We start from the raw sequence: 17,197 nt of genomic DNA, 5'->3' as shown, positions 1-17,197 counted from the left end.
CTGCTCGACAGTGTCCCGCGCCTGTGTCGTAACCTCGGCCCGCGCGGGCCGAGGATGGCCGGGCGGTCGCAGGGCAGGTCGAGAAGGGGTGGCCCCGGAAATGGCGCACGACAAGGGCCTGGACAACGTCGCGGTGCACTGGCCGCGGACGAACCAGTACTACGACCCGGTGGCACCCGCCGAGTTCGTCGACTTCGGAACGATCGCCGATCGTCCCGAGATCGCCGCGCCCACCGGCGCGCTGGCCCTGCACATCGCCAAGACCGGCACGGTACGGGCGACCGCGTACACCGAGCTCGTCGATCTGCTCCTCGGGCTGGAGGGTGTCCTCTACGCCACCGACGCGGCCGCCGAGGACGAGGACCCGGTCATCGACCCGGACGGCTGCGCCTGGATCGCCGGCGGCCTGGAACGTTTCGTCGAAGGTCACGAGAAACACGGTGACCTGGTCACCTTCGACACCGTCACGGACGTCATGCGCACGGCGATCTCCGCGGGCCGGCTCGCCGACCAGCAGTTGCGCTGGCTGGACCAGCGGCTGGCCGCGCTGCGCGACGACGCCGGCAACGCGCCGCACTGGAGCTTCGCGCGCACCGAGCTGGCCGTCCTGGCCGGCTTCTACCGCCGCTGCGCCGACCGCGGCTTCGCGGTGTTCGCCGACTACTGACAGCCCGGGCCACCGACAGCCCGGGCCATTGAGAGCCCGGCCACCGACAGCCCGGCCGCTGAGAAACCGACCGCTGAGAACCCGGGCCGGCAGAGGCCGGCCGTCGGTTACTTCCGCGGGTTACGGATCAACCAGGTCACGCCGCCCACCACCGCGACAACGACCAGCACCGAACCGATCCAGAAGATCCGCGACCGCCCGTCGCTGTCCACGTTCACCCCGGTGGCCAGCAGCTCGTTGCCGTCGCACAGGTTCGTCTGACCGTCGACGGCGTACACCCGGTACCGGCCGCCCTCGACGAACCCGTATCCACAGGACGCCTCGTCCTTGTTGGTAACGAGCGTCACCGAGTCACCCGCGTCACCCTTGAGCACCGACTCGACCGCGAACCGGACGTCCACGCTCGTACCCAGCAGCCGGTCGTCCACCTCCTCGGCCACACCGACGAAGGCCACATCGGCGTTCTCCAGCGGGTCGAAACCCGAGGCACACGAACACGCCCACGCCGGTCGCGCCGCCACCGGAACCGGGGCGAGCACCAGCAAGACCAGAACCAGGACACGGCGCAGCAGCTTGATCATGTGAGATCAGACGCACTAAACGCCGATCCGGTTTCAGCCGTAGGTGTCCCGCGGTCCACGCCCCTGCACCCGGCGCGGACCGCGATTCCACGACGGCGCCGCCGGCCCGTGGATGTTGAGCCGGGTGACCACGTTGTTGCCGACCTCGCCGGCGATCTTCCGCAGCAGGGTGGCGGCCAGTAACCGCAGCTGGGTGGCCCAGGCGGTGGACTCCGCCTCGACGGTCAGCACACCGCCCTCCAGCTTCACCGGACGGCTGTGCGACGCGATGTCCGGCCCGACCACCTTCTCCCACGACCCGAAAACGGTGGCCTCGGCCTTCGGCTTCTCCCAGCCACGCGCCCGCATGAGGCGCTCCAGCATCACACCGAACAGCTGTGGATCACGCGGATCCGGTCCCGGACCGGAATAGCCACGCAACCGTCGCCCACTGCCCTGCCCGGTTCCGGTGCGCTTGCGCGGGCTGCGCGCGGCCTCGCGCCGCCGCGCGAGCGCGGCATCCAGCACGGCCCGGGCCAGTTCGGGTCCGGCAAGGCCGTCGTTCTCCACAGCCTGTGGATCGTCCGGGCCTCCCCCAGGGGTACGCGTGACGCGCTCAGTGCCTCGCTCAGCCCCGTGAAGCTCCCGAGCCTCATCCACCCCCGCCCAGAGATCCCCGAGGGCCTCCGTGAGGCGCTGAGGGGGCTCTCCGGCGCCGGTGGGCTTGCGTCCGGCTGACCGATCGCGATCAGAGTCAGGAACCACGGGTCACCGCTCCCGTCACGACGTCGTAGCGTGCGCCCCGCAGGCTGGCCGGCACGTCCTCCGGCACCGCACAGGTCACCAGCAACTGTGCCGCGTCGGACACCAGGGCCGCCAGTCGTTCCCGGCGATCGGTGTCCAGCTCGGCGAAGACGTCGTCGAGGGCCAGCACCGGCTCGATCCCGTCCGAACGCAGCAGGTCGTACGCCGCGAGCCGCAACGCCAGCGCGAACGACCAGGACTCGCCGTGGCTCGCGTACCCCTTGGTGGGCAGGTCGCCGAGCTGCAGCGAGAGGTCGTCACGGTGCGGGCCGACAAGCGTCGTCCCGCGCTCGATCTCGGCGGTCCGGCGTTCGGCCAGCGATTCGAGGAGCATCGACTCCAGCGCGGGCCGGTCGGTGGGCAGCGACTCGCCGAGCCGGGAGGCGTACCCGATCACCGCGGCCGACCGCCCGGCCGCCACCGCGTCGTAGGCCTTGGTCAGATGCGGCCCCAGTGCGGCCGCCAGCTCCAGCCGCCCGGCCAGCAGCTCGGCGCCGTGGTGGGCGAGATGCTGGTCCCAGACCGCCAGGGTCGACAGATCCTGACCGCGGTTGCCGCCCACCTTGCGGGTCAGGTAGGCGGTCCGCAGCAACGCGTTGCGCTGCTTCACCACCCGGTCGTAGTCGGCACGCACCCCGGCGTAGCGCGGCTGCCGGGCGACCAGCAGATCGTCCAGATACCGGCGGCGCTCGGACGGGTCGCCGCGAACCAGCTCCAAATCCTCGGGCGCGAACAGCACCATCCGCAGGGCGCCGAGCACCTCCCGCGGCCGCCGCGCCGGTGAACGGTTGAGCCGCGCCCGGTTCGCCCGGCCCGGCACGATCTCCAGCTCGACCAGCAGCTCCCGGCCATCGTGGACGATCGCGCAACGGATCACCGCCGAGGTGGCGCCGGCCCGGACCAACGGCGCGTCGGTGGCCACCCGGTGACTGTCCAGAGTGGCCACGTACCCGAGCGCCTCGATCAGGTTCGTCTTGCCCATGCCGTTCTGGCCGACGAACACGGACACGCCGGGATCGAGATCGACCGCCACCCGATCGTAGGAACGGAAGTCGGTGAGCTCGACCCGGCGTACGTGCATGGATCAGCGCTTGACGGCGTGGCCGCCGAACTGCTGGCGCAGTGCGGCGACGGCCTTCATGGCGGGTGAATCGTCCTGACGCGACTGGAACCGCGCGAACAGGGACGCGGCGATGACGTGAGCCGGCACGGCGAGACGCACGGCCTCGTCGACGGTCCAGCGGCCCTCGCCGGTGTCGTCGGCGTAGCCCTTCAGCGCCTCCAGCTCCGGGTCCTCGTCGAGCGCCCGGTCCAGCAGGTCGAGCAGCCAGGACTTGACGACGCTGCCCTCGCGCCAGCTCTTGATGACCGCGGGGACGTCGTTGATGTACTCCGACGCCTTGAGGATCTCGTAGCCCTCGGCGTACGCGTGCATCAACCCGTACTCGATGCCGTTGTGCACCATCTTGGCGTAGTGCCCGGCGCCGTGCGTGCCGGCGTGCGCGAAACCGAACTCGCCGGCCGGCTTGAGCGCCTCGAAGATCGGCCTGCAGTGCTCCACCTGGGCAGCGTCACCACCCACCATCAGGGCGTAGCCGTTCTTGATGCCCCACACGCCACCCGAGACGCCGACGTCCAGGTAGTGAATGCCCTTGACGGCCAGCCGTTCGGCGCGCGGGATGTCATCGGTGAACTTCGAGTTGCCGCCGTCGATGATGATGTCGCCGGCCTCGAGCACCTCGGCGAGCTGGGTGATGGTGTCCTCGGTGATCTTGCCGGACGGAACCATGGTCCAGACGACCCGCGGTGCGGCCAGTTTCTCCGCCAGCTCGGCCAGACTGGCAGCGTCGCTTACTTCCAGGTTCTGGTCGAATCCGACGACTTCGTGCCCTGCTGCACGCAGTCGTTCCCGCATGTTGCCACCCATGCGGCCGAGACCGATGAGGCCGAGTTGCATGGTGATCTCCCTAGATGAGCGATTGGTTCAAGCTCAGTATCAGCGAGTCACCCGGATCGGCATGATCAGATAGCGGTAACCCGGGATGATTTCGCCGGTTTCGCCAGCGGGAGAGATCACAGCCGGTTTGAACGCGTCGACGAACGACAACATCGCGGTCGGCGCCCCCAGGTTCTGAAGACCGTCGATCAGATATTGCGGATTGAAACCGATCGTCAGCGCCTCACCGGTGAACTGCGCCTCCATCGCCTCGCTGGCGCGCGCCTCCTCGGTGCCGCCGGCCTCGACCACCAGACCGTCCTCGCTGAAGCTCAGGAGCACCGGAGTCTGCCGCTCGGCGACCAGCGCCACCCGGCGAACCACCTCGACCAGGGCGGCCACACCGACCCGGGCCTCGGCGTTGTGGGAGGCCGGGAAGAGCGAACGCACCGGCGGGTAGTTGGCACCGTCGAGCAGGCGGCTCGTGGTGCGACGGGCGCCACCGGCAAAACCGATCATGCCCTCACCGGCGCTGCCATGGGCCAGTGCCAGCGTGACGGCGCCACCGGTCGGGCCGAGGGCCTTCGCGGTGTCGTTCAGCGTCTTGGCCGGCACCAGCGCGTTGTGGCTGATCTCCGGATCGTCGGGGGCCCACTCGATCTCGCGCATGGCAAGCCTGTACCGGTCGGTCGCCAGCAGCGCCATGGTCGAACCGTTCAGCTCCAGCCGCACACCGGTCATCATCGGCAGGGTCTCGTCCCGACCTGCGGCGATCGCGACCTGAGAAACGGCCGAGGCGAAAACAGCGGCGTCGACGGTGCCCGCGCTCGACGGCATTTCCGGCAGGGTCGGGTAGTCCTCCACCGGCATGGTCGGCAGGGTGAACCGGGCGCTGCCGCACACCAGCTCGAGATGCGCGCCGACTGCGGCGATGTCCACCGGCTTGCCCGGCAGGGCCTTGGTGATCTCGGCGAGCAGGCGGCCGGAGACCAGAGCGGCCCCCTCCGCGTCCGCTTGAACCTCGACGGTCACCTGGCTGGAGACCTCGTAGTCGAAGCCTGACACCTGCAGCCGACCGTCGGCGACCCGCAGCAGGACGCCGGCAAGCACCGGCACCGAGGGCCGGCTGGGCAGGCTCTTGGCTGTCCAGGCCACGGCGTCGGCGAGTGCGTCTCGCTCCACCCGGAACTTCATGCTTCCTCCGCGATGCGTCCTCATACAGGGGGCTTGGACCCCACTGAACTCTATGGCTCCGGCGGTATCCCTGTGTGCCCGACCCCGGTGCCGTGCAGTCGAGCCCGAGGCGCGGCGAGCCGGAACCGGCCCATCCACACCTTCCACAACGCTGATGATTGGTTTTTGTTTTCTTAGAAGAGATAACTAGTCGTCTTCATAGGTCCTGTGCATACTGTGGAAAACTTGAGTTTGCGCTGGTCAGCAAGTTATCCACCGGTGATTTGCCTGTGGGTAACCGGGGTATAAACCCGGGTCTGTATCCACAGTCTCGGAGTTTTCGAGAGTTGTCCACCGTCGTCCACAGGCTATCCACCGGATATCCACTGGTTTTATCCCCTGCGCTGTGGATGACGCAGGGACGCTACCGAGTCGTCGTCCACAGAACCTTCAACAGGTAATCCACAGCCGTCCACAGCCTGTGAGGTCAAAAACTACTGTGTGTGTCTGTCCACATCGATTTCCACAGGAGTTATCCACTTCTGTGGGTATGACTGTCGGGAGTTGTCCACCGTCTGGGGAGACAGCCTGTGGACGCCTGTGGATAGCTGTGGATAACGTTGGCACGAAACCGACCCGTTCCGGCGTTGACAACTTTCACTTCAGCGCCCTAGCAAGTAGGCAGCGACCTACTTCAATATCCCCAGGTTCGCTAAAGGATCTGGGCATAACTTGTGGACAACCCGGTGTAGAACCGGTGGACAACTCACCGACCGCGAAGAAGTCGCAGCTCAAGGCACGTCGCACACCGTGTCCGACCCTGTGGGTAAGTGCCTTTCCACCTGTCGAACCATGCACAGCCGTCCCTGCGTGCCGATCCCGTTGTGCACAACCCCGCGGGTGGCCGAGCCGGACGAGCCGGCCCACCCCCTTGACAGAGATCAATCGGGTACGGGCAGAGCCCGCTTAGAGGTTCGAGGCGAGCAGTGTGGGGGACGTGAGGGCGGCCCGGCCGGTGAGGGGGCAGCACAGCCCGGCGGGTGGGTGAGGGCGTGCCCCGACAGCGAGCCGGGCATGACGAGGCGCCGGCCGTCCGGTGCGGTTGAGCGCTGGTACGCCGTACCCCTCAGGTGTTCTGTTTGATCCGGTTGGTGAGCTCGGCGATCTGGTTGTAGAGCGATCGGCGCTCGGCCATGTGCTGGCGGATCTTGCGGTCGGCGTGCATGACCGTGGTGTGGTCGCGGCCGCCGAAGGCCTGTCCGATCCGGGGCAGGGAGAGGTCGGTCAGTTCGCGGCAGAGGTACATGGCGACCTGACGGGCGTTGACCAGGACCCGGCTGCGGGAGTGGCCGCGCAGGTCCTCCAGGGAGACGCCGAAGTAGTCGGCGGTCGACACCATGATCTGGTCGGCGGTGATCTCCGGGCCGGCGCCGTCCGGCATGAAGTCGCGAAGCACCTCCTCGGCCAGCGAGAGCTGTACCGGGGAGCGGGTGAGGCTGGCGAAGGCCGTCACCCTGATGAGGGCGCCCTCGAGCTCGCGGATCGAGTTGGAGACCCGGGACGCGATGAACTCCAGCACGTCGTCCGGCGCGTACATCCGCTCCTGGGCGGCCTTCTTCTGAAGGATCGCGATACGCGTCTCGAGGTCGGGCGGCTGGATGTCGGCGAGCAGACCCCACTCGAAGCGGGTGCGCATCCGGTCCTCGAGCGTGGCCAGCTGGCGCGGCGAGCGGTCCGAGCTGATCACGATCTGCTTGTTGGCGTTGTGGAGCGTGTTGAAGGTGTGGAAGAACTCCTCCTGCGTACGCTCGCGGTTCTCCAGGAACTGGATGTCGTCGATCAGCAGGATGTCGACGTCGCGGTAGCGGCGCTGGAACGCCTGGGTCTTGTCGTCCCGCAGGCTGTTGATGAAGTCGTTGGTGAACTCCTCGGTCGACACGTAGCGGACCGAGCGCGCGTGTCCCAAGGTGGTGGCGTAATGCCCGATCGCGTGCAGCAGGTGGGTCTTGCCCAGCCCGGAGCTGCCGTAGATGAAGAGCGGGTTGTACGCCTTCGCCGGTGACTCCGCGACCGCGACCGCCGCGGCGTGCGCGAACCGGTTGGACGAGCCGATGACGAACGTCTCGAACATGTACTTCGGGTTGAGCCGGTTGCCGTCCTGCCCACCGGGCCGCGGCGTGCTGCCCGGGCCGCGCAGATCGACCGGCGGCCGGCCGGGCCCGTTGTCACCGGCCCGCACCGGCATGTCGTCGCGGCGGTCCGGGCCCGGCATCGGCCGGTCGTTCTGCCGCAGCTGGGCGGCATCGGCCGCCATCCGATGCGCGACCGCGTCGTTGGGCTGTTCCTTCTCGGTCGCCGGCGAGGTCGGCGGCCGGTTCGCCGAGGGCGGCATCTGCGGCGGCATCTGCGGTGGCATCGGATCGGCGAAGAGCGCCTCCTGGCCGTCGCGTGCGGCCGGAACCCCGCGGGGGAACGGCGCCTGCGGTGCGGAGTGCTGTGCCGAACCGGTCGGATAGGGCTCGGGCGCGTGCTCGGCGGGCCCGAAGGCGGGCGGCTGGTAGGGCTGGGGATCGGGCATCCGCTGCGGAACCGGGTAGCCGGGCAGCTCCGGTTGAAAAGGACCGTTCTCGGCGTAGTGCCGCGGCTGCGGGTCCATCATCGGACCGGCGGCGGAATCGGCCGGAGTGCCGTAGACGGTGCCGGGCATGCCCGAGCCGTCCTCCGGAGGGCGGACCGTGACCGCCACCTGAATGGGCCGGCTCAACCGCCGGGTCAGTGCCTCGGTGATCGCCGGGCGCAGCCGGGATTCGATGATGTCCCGGGTGTAGGTGTCCGGAACGGACAGAAGAGCGGTGTCCTCCACTATCGCGCGGAGGCGGGTGAACTGTAGATAGGCGCGCTGCTGCCGTGACGCGATCTCGTCGGACAGTTCGTCCAACGTTTCGCGCCACAACTTGCCCAGGTCGACCTGATCGGCCACCGCCGCGCCACCCCCATCGCCACCGACCCCCGGTGGGCCTTGTCCGGCCTTTCGCCTGTGCCTGTCGGCGCCCGTGGCGGGCGACCGGCCGACGTCCCCCAACCCAGCACAGTTAACGTGCTGAACACGCACGGCGCCACCAGCTATCCACAGGTTATCCACAACCTGCGGTGGTGCCGGTGGCCGCTCCCGGCCGGATGGTCGGCAGATTTACCGGAGCCTGTCGTGGCGCGGGCGGTGAACAGGCTCACCGTGGCGAACGATCCACCTGCTTGTCCGGTTTTGGCCGTCGCTTTCGCGGGCTGCGAACGACCAGGATGAGACCAGCAACCGCGCACGCTAACAGCGGCGACAGGTCGACTACAACCGCCGTCCGGGCCATCCCCCGCACGCGGTCAGGAAAAGATTCACTTTGTGCACGGAAAGACCTGCTAGACGGTTGCCGCCCGCCCATGTCGGCGTGCCGACCAAGGATATGGTTGACCACCCCAGGGGGCCTGCGTAGGGTTGGGCGGTTGCTCCGCCGCGCTCTGCTAAAGTGGCGTCTTGCAGCCCATGATGCCCCCAGAGTCGTAGTACGAAGACGGAGTTTTGACGTGAGCAAGCGCACCTACCAGCCGAACAACCGCCGGCGTGCCAAGACCCACGGCTTCCGGCTGCGCATGCGCACCCGTGCCGGTCGCGCCATCCTGTCTGCCCGCCGGTCCAAGGGCCGCGGCCAGCTGTCGGCCTGAGCCGACCGCTAGTCGGGTCGGAATGTCCAGGTAGTCGTGCTGTCCGCGGCGCAACGATTGCGGCGTAGCGCGGACTTCGCCGCAGCGATCCGCGGCGGTCGCCGTGCCGGTCGCGGCACCCTGGTCGTTCACCTGCTTATCGACGAGCCGGTGTGTGCCTCCACGGCGCGCGCCGGCTTCGTCGTATCCAAAGCGGTGGGCAACGCGGTCGTCCGTAACCGGGTGCGCCGCCGGCTCCGGCATCTGGTCCGGCCACTGCTCAGCGACCTCCCCGCCGGTGCCTCCCTGGTTGTTCGGGCACTGCCGTCGGCGTCCACAGCGACGTACGCCACGTTGGCCACCGATCTGGAAGGCGCGCTCGCGGCCGCGCGCAGACCCCGGCGGCCACGATGAGCCTGGCCGCCCGCATCCTGACCGCAGCGGTCGTCGCGTACCGTCGATACTTGAGTCCGGTGCTGCCGGCTCGCTGTCGGTTCTACCCTTCGTGCAGCGCGTATGCGTTGGAGGCGCTGGCGCGTCACGGTGCGATCCGGGGTACGGGCCTGGCGATCTGGCGGCTCCTCCGATGCCATCCCTTCCACCCTGGCGGGTACGACCCGGTGCCTGACCCGATCCGTCACCCTCCTGCCGATGTGACTGGAGAATAGATTGAGTCTCGACCCGATCTACTACGCCATCTCGTGGATTCTTCTGCGCTGGCATTCCCTGTGGGATGCGATCGGCGTACCCGACGAACGCGTGATCGGCACCAACTGGGCCTGGATCCTGTCGATCTTCTTCCTGGTCGTGACGCTGCGGGTCATCCTCTTCCCGGTCTTCGTCAAGCAGATCAAGAGCCAGCGTGCGATGCAGGCGCTGCAGCCCAAGGTCAAGGCCCTCCAGGAGAAGCACAAGGGCGACCGGGAGACGCTCCAGAAAGAGATGATGGAGCTGTACCGGACGGAGAAGGCGAACCCGCTCATGGGTTGCCTTCCGATGTTCCTGCAGATCCCCGTCTTCTTCGGCCTCTTCCACGTGCTCCAGCACCTGGACCCGAACATCTCCGACGCCAACAAGCAGCTGTACGGCTGGCCGCTCGACCAGTTCAACAGCGCCGCCTACGCACACCTGTTCAATGCTCCGATCAGCGCCAAGTTCGGCTCGTCCGCTGCCGAACTCGCCGCCCTCGGCGCCGACGGTCTCACCGTCAAGATCCTGGCCGGCATCCTGGTCCTGGTCATGATGGCCACCACGTTCCTAACCCAGCGCCAGATGATCCTCAAGACCGGCTGGGCCGAGGACCCGCAGCAGCTCATGATCCAGCGGCTGATGCTCTACGGCATCCCGTTCTCGCTGCTGATCTCCGGCGCACTGTTCCCCATCGGTGTGGTCATCTACTGGGTCACCAACAACCTGTTCACCCTGGGCCAGCAGCAGTGGGTGCTCCGTAAGTTCCCGCCTCTGCAGATGGCCGGTGCGAAGGGCGCCGCCGCGGCCCGTCCCGCGCCCGGCACCAAGATCCCCGGTGGCAAGAACCCGGTTCAGCCGGCCCGTACCGGTGGTCTGTTCCGTCGCAAGGACACCCCGGAGCCGACGAGCCCGGTGGTCGACACCAAGGCGCTCGCACCCAAGCCCGGTGCCAAACCGGTGAATCCCAAGAAGGGCGCCCGGCCGGCGAACAAACCCAAGGGATGATCGCGGCTCAGGCCCCGGCAGTGGGGGCCTGAGCGCACCCCTTGGAACAGAGACCTCCCCGCGCCGCGCGCGGGAAACAGCGGACCGACTTCGGTCCGGCCCGAATGACAACGGAGATGAGACCGTGACCGACACCAGCACTCCCCCTTCCGCCGACTCGACAGCCGACGCCACCGCTGCCGAGCCGGCCGGCACCGAAGAGGCCAAGAAGTCGGAGAGCGTCGCCTCGGACAGCGACCTGTTCCGCCAGAGCGAGATCGCAGCGGACTACGTCGAGGGTCTGCTGGACATCCTCGACTACGACGGCGACATCGACGAACTCGTCTCCGCGGGCCGGCCCATGGTCGAGGTTGTCGGCGGCCGTCTCCAGCCGCTGGTCGGCCAGCGCGGCGCCACCCTCGAAGCCCTCCAAGAGCTCACCCGCCTGGCGATCTTCCGGGCCACCGGCTCCCCCAGCCGCCTGCTGCTGGACATCGGTGGCTACCGGGCCGCCCGGCGCAAGGAACTCGCCGCGGTCGCCCGCAACGCCGTCGAGAAGGTCAAGGAACACGGCGAACCGGTCCGCCTCGAAGCGATGTCGGCCTTCGAGCGCAAGTGCGTGCACGACGTGGTCAATGCGATCCCCGGCGTGCAGAGCGAGTCCGAGGGCGTCGAGCCCAACCGGCGCATCGTGGTGCGGGTGGCGGACTGATCGTGACCACCTCCCGCTTCGGCGCGGGTGACTCCGGCCCGGGCGTCGAAACGCCCGGGCCGCAGTCTTTCCCGGCGCCGGCAGTCGCTGCCGAAGTCTTCGGGGAGCGACTCGAACTCGCCGCCCACTACACGCAACTGCTCGCCACCGACGGCGTGGTTCGCGGCCTCATCGGCCCGCGGGAGGCGCCACGCCTGTGGGAGCGGCACCTGCTCAACTGCGGCGTCATGTCGCAGCTCATCGCGCCCGGTGCGTCGGTGGTCGACGTGGGGTCCGGCGCCGGGCTGCCCGGCCTGGTGCTGGCGATCGCCCGGCCGGATCTCGCGGTCACCCTCGTCGAGCCGCTCGCCCGTCGAACCGCGTTCCTCACCGAGGCCGTCGCCGATCTGAACCTCGGCAACGTGACCGTTCTGCGAGGCCGAGCCGAGGAGGTCATCGACGCTCTGCCCGGTGCGGATGTGGTCACTGCCAGGGCTGTGGCCGCGCTCGACAAGCTCGCCGGGTGGTGTTTGCCGCTCGCCGCCGTCGGTGGCCGCCTTCTGGCGATGAAGGGGTCGTCGGCCGCCGATGAGATCGCGGAACACGCGGCGGCGATCACCGCGCTAGGAGGTGGCGCGCCGGTCATTCATCTCTGCGGGACCGGGCTGATCGATCCGCCTACGACGGTGGTGGAGATCATGAAGGAACGGCACGTGGTTCCCTCACGGCAGCGGCCGGCTCGCTCCACCCAACGCGGTGATGGTGGACGGAAGCGGCCCCGCCGACCGTAGTGGCTCGTTCAGTTGGTCCCGGTTTCCGGTCTCTCGGCGTCGGGACCGCGTTGTCTTGGTCTTCTCCGGGTACGGCATCGTCAGCCGTCGGCGTCGGATGGTTGTCCACAGCGAGATCCCTTGGTGGTGGCGGGCTGTGGACAACCGCTTTCGGCGCGGCCGCCTGTGGTGGGATGACATCTGGTCGGGGCGGGGCGCTGAGGGGTCTCAACGCGCCGAGGGCGGCCGTTCAGGATCATTTGCGCACGCGGGGGTGCCGGGTGCAGCGTTGCGCGGTTGCGGCGCTTTTAGCGCCGTCTCGTGAGTTCATGGTGCGCGGTGCCGACGTCGTCCGTCGCGTCGTCGACTTGTTGTCGTGTCGGTTGTGTGCCGTGCTTTGGTGCGGCTTGGACTGGCATGGACGAGGACCGTCGTCGGTGCGTGTCCGTGATTGGCCTGTTCCCACGTTGTCGTTGACGGAGGGCCGGGGGACGACGCGCCCGTTCGAAGCGGTCCGGGCGGCGACCGGATCAGGCGAGACGGAAGGCCGCCGGCCCGCATCGGTGGCGGATGGTGCCCATGAGGCCGACGGTTCAGCTATTGGGGCAGACTTGGCGGAGTGCGAGGGTTGTGGGCTTCGGCCGTACACCCTTGGGGTTGATCTTTGGTCTTGAGTGGGACGGACGGGTGAAGGTGAGGCACGTGTGCCGAGGGTCATGGTGTTCGGGTCGTCGTTGAAAGACCATGGAGCAGCGTTGTGCTCGACTCATCGGAACTTAGGACCATGGCGACACATGCCCGACACCCGTAGGCTGGCCGGATGTCGATAGTGTGGACCGGATTTCCCCAGCCGGGCACACGTTCTGCCGGCCAACCCCTTCCTAGCCATCAGGGATGAAGCGGTGCATGAGTACGGTGTTTCACGTGAAACCGGGTCGCCTCTCGACAGGCCGTCGGGAGTGAGCGTGGGCGGGCTGCATGCGGGCGGACAGAATGTCCCGCAGCCTCGGGCGGCTAGCTATGGGCCTTCGCCGGCGTATGAATACGGGGCTCCGATGCCAGGCCAGGCGTCGGGCGATCCTCGTGGGCGAGCGACAGTGCCACCGACAAGCCAGGTATCGGCCACTCCTTCTTCTGGGGTGCCTGTTCAATCCACCGAGCATGTTTCACGTGAAACGCCGGTAGCGGATGAGGACGATCCGCCCTTAGCCATGGAAGCGTTGCGAGCTGTGCAGATCCTCAACCCGAGCGGCGAGATCATCATGCCGCGCCCAGACCACCCGCGGGTGATTTGCGTCGCCAACCAGAAGGGCGGCGTCGGGAAGACGACCACGACGGTCAACCTCGCTGTGGCGCTGGCCCTCCATGGCAACCGTGTGCTCGTGGTTGACCTCGACCCGCAGGGCAACGCTTCCACCGGTCTGAACGTCCCGCACCATGCCGGCGTACCCGATGTTTACGACTGCCTGATCGACAACGTGCCGCTGGCCGAAGTCGCGCAGCAGGTGGAGGGCATTCCGAATCTCTTCTGTGTGCCCGCAACCATCGACCTGGCCGGCGCCGAGATCGAACTCGTCTCGGTTGTGGCCCGCGAGTCGCGGCTTGCCCGGGCCATTGCAGGGCATCCGGAGAAATTCGACTACGTCTTCATCGACTGCCCGCCCTCGCTGGGCCTGTTGACGGTCAACGCCCTCTGCGCGGCGCAGGAGGTGCTGATTCCCATTCAGTGCGAGTACTACGCGCTGGAAGGTCTCAATCAGCTGATCAACAACATCAACCTGGTGCGTCAACACCTGAATCCCACGCTCGATGTCTCTACGATCTTGCTGACGATGTACGACCGGCGTACCCGTCTGGCAGATGCGGTGGAACAGGATGTGCGGAACCATTTCGGCACCAAGGTGCTGAACGCGGTGATCCCCCGGAACGTGCGGGTTTCAGAGGCTCCCAGCTACGGCCAGTCGGTGATGACCTACGATCCGGGATCACGAGGGGCTACTAGCTACTTCGAGGCAGCCTTGGAGATCGCGATGCGCGGGGTCAACACGGGAGGCACGGCATGAAGAACCGTCCGCGGGGTGGCTTGGGCCGTGGCCTGGGCGCGCTGATCCCCACAGCGCCTGCCGCCGAAGCGGCAGCTCCCGTAGAGGTGCTTCCCGAGCCCACCGTAGCGGAGCCGACCGCGGCACCCGCCGTCGTTCTATCGGCGCCGGCTGTGGTTCCTCCGGCTCCCGCTCCGGCCGCGCCGGTGGACGGTGATCTCGCGCCCGTGCCCGGAGCGCGTTTCGCCGAACTGCCGGTGTCCGCTATCGAGCCGAACGCCAAGCAGCCGCGGCACGTCTTTGATGAAGAAGCACTGGAAGAACTGAAGACCTCTATTCAGGAGGTCGGCTTTCTTCAGCCGATTGTGGTGCGTGAGCTCGGTGACAGCCGGTACGAGCTGGTCATGGGTGAGCGCCGGTGGCGGGCCGCGCAGGCGGTCGGCCGGGAAACGATCCCGGCCATCGTCCGAGACACGCCCGACGATGCGATGTTGCGTGATGCGCTGCTCGAGAACATCCACCGGGCCAATCTCAACCCGCTGGAAGAGGCCGCCGCATACCAGCAGCTGTTGGAAGAGTTCGGCGCCACGCATGAGGAGCTGGCGCGGCGGATCGGTCGTAGCCGGCCGCAGATCTCCAACACCATCCGGCTGATGAACCTGCCGGCACCGGTTCAGCGACGGGTGGCCGCCGGCATCCTCTCAGCTGGGCACGCACGGGCGCTGCTCGGCCTGGACGACCCTGAAGCCCAGGAGAAGCTGGCGAAGAAGATCGTTGCGGAAGGGCTCTCGGTGCGGGCCACCGAGGAGATCGTTCAGTTGGCGGCTTCGGAGGCACCGGCAAAAAAAGTGGCTCCTACTCGGCGGGCCAAGGTCCACGCGCCGGCGCTGAACGATCTTGCCGAGCGGTTGTCCGACCGGTTCGACACTCGGGTGAAGGTCGACATCGGCCGGAACAAGGGTCGGATAACGATCGAGTTCGCAACGGTCGATGACCTGGAGCGAATCGTTGGCATGATCGGTGTCGAGGAGGAGGGCGCTCCACGGGACGGTGCCGAGCCGGAGGGGTGACTCCATCCCGGTAGGCCGGTATGTCAGGGCGCGTGACCACTCACGCGCCCTCTTTGTTGGGCCGAATCCGGTTCTGTCAGACGGATTCTCCTGGGATTTCGGTGGGCCTGCCATCAGCTGGCTTTCGTTTTTCGAATGTCACTTAGATGCCATGTTGCTGGTTTTGTTCAGCATTAGAGCGGATGTGCGAATTGTGCTCATCTTCTATTTGGTCGGAAAAGTTCGGCCGCATCTACCGCGCGAAGTGGAGATCGATCCGCGGGCCCAGCCTTCGCTCTCCTCGTGCAGACTGTGCTGCTGAACACACTGGGTGGGTGAGCATGGTTTGGCTGAGAGAACCGCAATGCGGCAGCTGCCGCCACTTCATCCCCGCGCTGGAATCGCATGATCGTCAGACACCATCGTGTTCGGCGTTTCCCCACAGCGCCATCCCCGCGACATCCTCAGCGACAGGGCTGATCACCGGCAGCCGTACCCCGGCGATCACGGCATCCGCTGGGAATCAACCGGCGAGCCGCACCCGCGAACGTGTAGCCCATCCCAACCCGAGCGACGCTAGGCGGATCGATCAGCCATGCCCGTCGGTCGGCGCGATGCTGCCGGGCTGACAGGGGACCGTGCGACCTATCGCGTCCTAGCGCGCGGCCCATCGGTGAGCCGGCAGCTGCGGTGGATCGGCGTCCGGCATCCGGACATTGGGTTGGTTCGCCGTCTGGTCGTTAGGGCGCATTGGCATGGCTCGGGTTTCGGCAAGTGCGGCGCATCCGTGGCGAGTTCGTTCGTGCCCAGCGACGTTGTCTGCGGCGAGTGGCTACACCGGCTGCCCGGCTGGCTGGCGCCCCTACTCCATGAGACGCCCCAACGTGGTTGGCTCTCCCATGATCGAAGTGGGTTGCTCTCGGAGACGGTTGGTCCGTTGTCGAGCAGGCCTTGTTCTCGTGGCTGGTTCCTCGTTCCGGAGAGAGGGCTTCGCCGAGATCCGAGCGGGAGATGGAGAATTTGCTGGCTTGGCGATCCGCAGCCACCAGAGATGCCAAGGCAGTGTTGAAGAGAGCTTGTCGTCCGTGAACGACTGAGGCGCCCACCAGCCATGGCCGGGGCGGTATGAGTTCATTCTCTTCGAGGACTATCCCATATCCATATGTGAGGCAGTCGGGTTTCGTGGCGAGGCTGGGCCTCGAAGCTGTTGATGGACAACCAGCACCTGGTGGTGCACTCCCTCAGCTTCACCATGACGGTCTACCCCGACTTGTGTCCCGATTTTTGCGCCAGAAGTAGGCGATGAGTAGGGGACGTAGGTGGGGCCTTGATCGGTGCTCCTTGCTGCTGGGCCTCGGTTCGGTTCGTACGGGGGTTGCGGCGATCTGCCGTTCTGGTTTGGTTTCACGTGAAACTGAAGCGGTCGGCGGGCGGGGAGCCAGCGTTCTGTTGATGGAACACTGCGCGTCGCGTCCTTTCGCGTTGCCCGTCTGCGTCAGTGCCTTGGCCTGGGCTCGTTTCTGCACCCGCGCCACTTGCCCGTGTCGCGCGTTTACACCGGGCTCGCAGCTAGCGCCCGCGCCCTTCGCGCCCTGCCCATCCACGTTCCCCGCCTATCTACGCACCCGCTGCCCCGGGCTTTGTAGGCCCGCGCCCGCGCCTGCATCCGCGCCCCAGACCACGGGTCCGTGTCCGTGTCTGCGCTCCGTGCCCGCTTGTCGTGGCCGCTTCTTGTGCTTGTTCCTCGCGCCCGCCTCCGTCTGTCCCCTGTCCCCCACCGCCCCGCGCCAAGCAGCCCTGCGGCTCCGCGCCTGCATCTGGGTCTTCGCCCCGTACCTGTGCCCGTGGCTGTGCCCTTGCCCGTGGCTGTGGCCCGTTCCCACGCCCGCGGCGGTCTGCCTATCGTGCCCCGTGCTTGTGGGATGTCCGCGAATGCTGAGCAGCGCCTGCGCAGAGGGCAACGTAGTTGGCCGAAATCTCGACCAGCTACTCAACCTGCCCGCTGTGTTGACCAACCGAAGGCGGGCCTTTCGGGTGCGAATTAGAGCGACCGGCGATAGGCGTTACTTGAGTCGGCGGGTTGTCGGCCGGGTGTCCCAGCGGTAGAGGGTGCGGGCTCGTTGGATGAGTTGACGGAT

General features: G+C 67.3%; 15 protein-coding genes. 9 read left to right on the top strand and 6 right to left on the bottom strand.

The genetic code is table 11. The annotated features are described in order from the left end of the window. Window positions 1-100: 100 nt before the first annotated feature. Window positions 101-667 carry a hypothetical protein gene (locus AB0I88_RS08890; protein ID WP_361020350.1) on the top strand — a complete coding sequence of 189 codons (567 nt, stop codon included), beginning with the start codon at window positions 101-103 and terminating at the stop codon, window positions 665-667. Between the two features lie 107 nt (window positions 668-774). Here AB0I88_RS08890 and AB0I88_RS08885 read toward each other — a convergent pair whose 3' ends face one another. The 6 genes from AB0I88_RS08885 to dnaA form a co-directional block, all read right to left on the bottom strand. Further along, window positions 775-1,248: a hypothetical protein gene (locus tag AB0I88_RS08885; protein ID WP_361020348.1), complete on the bottom strand. Its 474-nt coding sequence runs from the start codon at window positions 1,246-1,248 to the stop codon at window positions 775-777. A gap of 33 nt (window positions 1,249-1,281) precedes the next feature. After that, window positions 1,282-1,797, bottom strand: a complete 516-nt coding sequence (locus tag AB0I88_RS08880) for a DciA family protein (RefSeq protein WP_361020346.1) — start codon at window positions 1,795-1,797, stop codon at window positions 1,282-1,284. Between the two features lie 184 nt (window positions 1,798-1,981). Continuing rightward, entirely contained in the window at window positions 1,982-3,112 is a 1,131-nt protein-coding gene (recF, locus tag AB0I88_RS08875; RefSeq protein ID WP_361020343.1) for a DNA replication/repair protein RecF, read from the bottom strand. A gap of 3 nt (window positions 3,113-3,115) precedes the next feature. Next, window positions 3,116-3,988: a phosphogluconate dehydrogenase (NAD(+)-dependent, decarboxylating) gene (gnd, locus tag AB0I88_RS08870; protein WP_361020341.1), complete on the bottom strand. Its 873-nt coding sequence runs from the start codon at window positions 3,986-3,988 to the stop codon at window positions 3,116-3,118. A 39-nt stretch (window positions 3,989-4,027) separates the two neighbouring features. After that, window positions 4,028-5,161, bottom strand: coding sequence for a DNA polymerase III subunit beta (gene dnaN, locus AB0I88_RS08865; protein ID WP_361020657.1), 1,134 nt, complete (start codon window positions 5,159-5,161; stop codon window positions 4,028-4,030). Window positions 5,162-6,266: 1,105 nt separating this feature from the next. Continuing rightward, a complete protein-coding gene (dnaA, locus tag AB0I88_RS08860; RefSeq protein WP_361020339.1) occupies window positions 6,267-8,120 on the bottom strand; it encodes a chromosomal replication initiator protein DnaA in 1,854 nt (617 codons plus the stop codon). Between the two features lie 596 nt (window positions 8,121-8,716). Here dnaA and rpmH point away from each other — a divergent pair. From rpmH to AB0I88_RS08820, 8 genes are all read left to right on the top strand, one after another. Then, window positions 8,717-8,854, top strand: coding sequence for a 50S ribosomal protein L34 (gene rpmH / locus AB0I88_RS08855; RefSeq protein ID WP_183225835.1), 138 nt, complete (start codon window positions 8,717-8,719; stop codon window positions 8,852-8,854). Between the two features lie 36 nt (window positions 8,855-8,890). Continuing rightward, the gene (gene rnpA, locus AB0I88_RS08850) at window positions 8,891-9,247 is read left to right on the top strand and encodes a ribonuclease P protein component (RefSeq protein WP_361020336.1); all 357 of its coding nucleotides are present in this window, start codon (window positions 8,891-8,893) and stop codon (window positions 9,245-9,247) included. Then, window positions 9,244-9,501: a membrane protein insertion efficiency factor YidD gene (gene yidD / locus AB0I88_RS08845; RefSeq protein WP_361020334.1), complete on the top strand. Its 258-nt coding sequence runs from the start codon at window positions 9,244-9,246 to the stop codon at window positions 9,499-9,501. Before rnpA ends, yidD begins: the two co-directional genes overlap by 4 nt. Window position 9,502: 1 nt before the next feature. Next, window positions 9,503-10,528, top strand: a complete 1,026-nt coding sequence (yidC, locus tag AB0I88_RS08840; RefSeq protein WP_361020332.1) for a membrane protein insertase YidC — start codon at window positions 9,503-9,505, stop codon at window positions 10,526-10,528. A 124-nt stretch (window positions 10,529-10,652) separates the two neighbouring features. Then, a complete protein-coding gene (locus AB0I88_RS08835; RefSeq protein WP_361020330.1) occupies window positions 10,653-11,219 on the top strand; it encodes a R3H domain-containing nucleic acid-binding protein in 567 nt (188 codons plus the stop codon). A 2-nt stretch (window positions 11,220-11,221) separates the two neighbouring features. Further along, on the top strand, window positions 11,222-11,989 hold the full coding sequence (gene rsmG, locus AB0I88_RS08830) for a 16S rRNA (guanine(527)-N(7))-methyltransferase RsmG (RefSeq protein WP_361020328.1): 768 nt from the start codon (window positions 11,222-11,224) through the stop codon (window positions 11,987-11,989). 1,034 nt (window positions 11,990-13,023) lie between these two features. Beyond that, the gene (locus tag AB0I88_RS08825) at window positions 13,024-14,031 is read left to right on the top strand and encodes an AAA family ATPase (protein ID WP_361020326.1); all 1,008 of its coding nucleotides are present in this window, start codon (window positions 13,024-13,026) and stop codon (window positions 14,029-14,031) included. Further along, entirely contained in the window at window positions 14,028-15,080 is a 1,053-nt protein-coding gene (locus AB0I88_RS08820; RefSeq protein ID WP_361020324.1) for a ParB/RepB/Spo0J family partition protein, read from the top strand. The genes AB0I88_RS08825 and AB0I88_RS08820 overlap by 4 nt, the downstream gene beginning before the upstream one ends. The last annotated feature ends 2,117 nt before the right edge of the window (window positions 15,081-17,197 follow it).

Source organism: Actinoplanes sp. NPDC049802, from assembly GCF_040656595.1.
GTDB lineage: Bacteria > Actinomycetota > Actinomycetes > Mycobacteriales > Micromonosporaceae > Actinoplanes.
The sequence above is the reverse complement of the archived record's forward strand: the minus strand, read 5'-3'. Positions and strand labels throughout refer to the sequence as shown.

Excerpts from the sequence above, each read along its gene's own strand:
- AB0I88_RS08890 (WP_361020350.1), top strand. The coding sequence starts at position 101 with ATGGCGCACGACAAGGGCCTGGACAACGTCGCGGTGCACTGGCCGCGG.
- AB0I88_RS08885 (WP_361020348.1), bottom strand. The coding sequence starts at position 1,248 with ATGATCAAGCTGCTGCGCCGTGTCCTGGTTCTGGTCTTGCTGGTGCTC.
- recF (WP_361020343.1), bottom strand. The coding sequence starts at position 3,112 with ATGCACGTACGCCGGGTCGAGCTCACCGACTTCCGTTCCTACGATCGG.
- gnd (WP_361020341.1), bottom strand. The coding sequence starts at position 3,988 with ATGCAACTCGGCCTCATCGGTCTCGGCCGCATGGGTGGCAACATGCGG.
- dnaN (WP_361020657.1), bottom strand. The coding sequence starts at position 5,161 with ATGAAGTTCCGGGTGGAGCGAGACGCACTCGCCGACGCCGTGGCCTGG.
- yidD (WP_361020334.1), top strand. The coding sequence starts at position 9,244 with ATGAGCCTGGCCGCCCGCATCCTGACCGCAGCGGTCGTCGCGTACCGT.
- AB0I88_RS08825 (WP_361020326.1), top strand. The coding sequence starts at position 13,024 with ATGCCAGGCCAGGCGTCGGGCGATCCTCGTGGGCGAGCGACAGTGCCA.
- AB0I88_RS08820 (WP_361020324.1), top strand. The coding sequence starts at position 14,028 with ATGAAGAACCGTCCGCGGGGTGGCTTGGGCCGTGGCCTGGGCGCGCTG.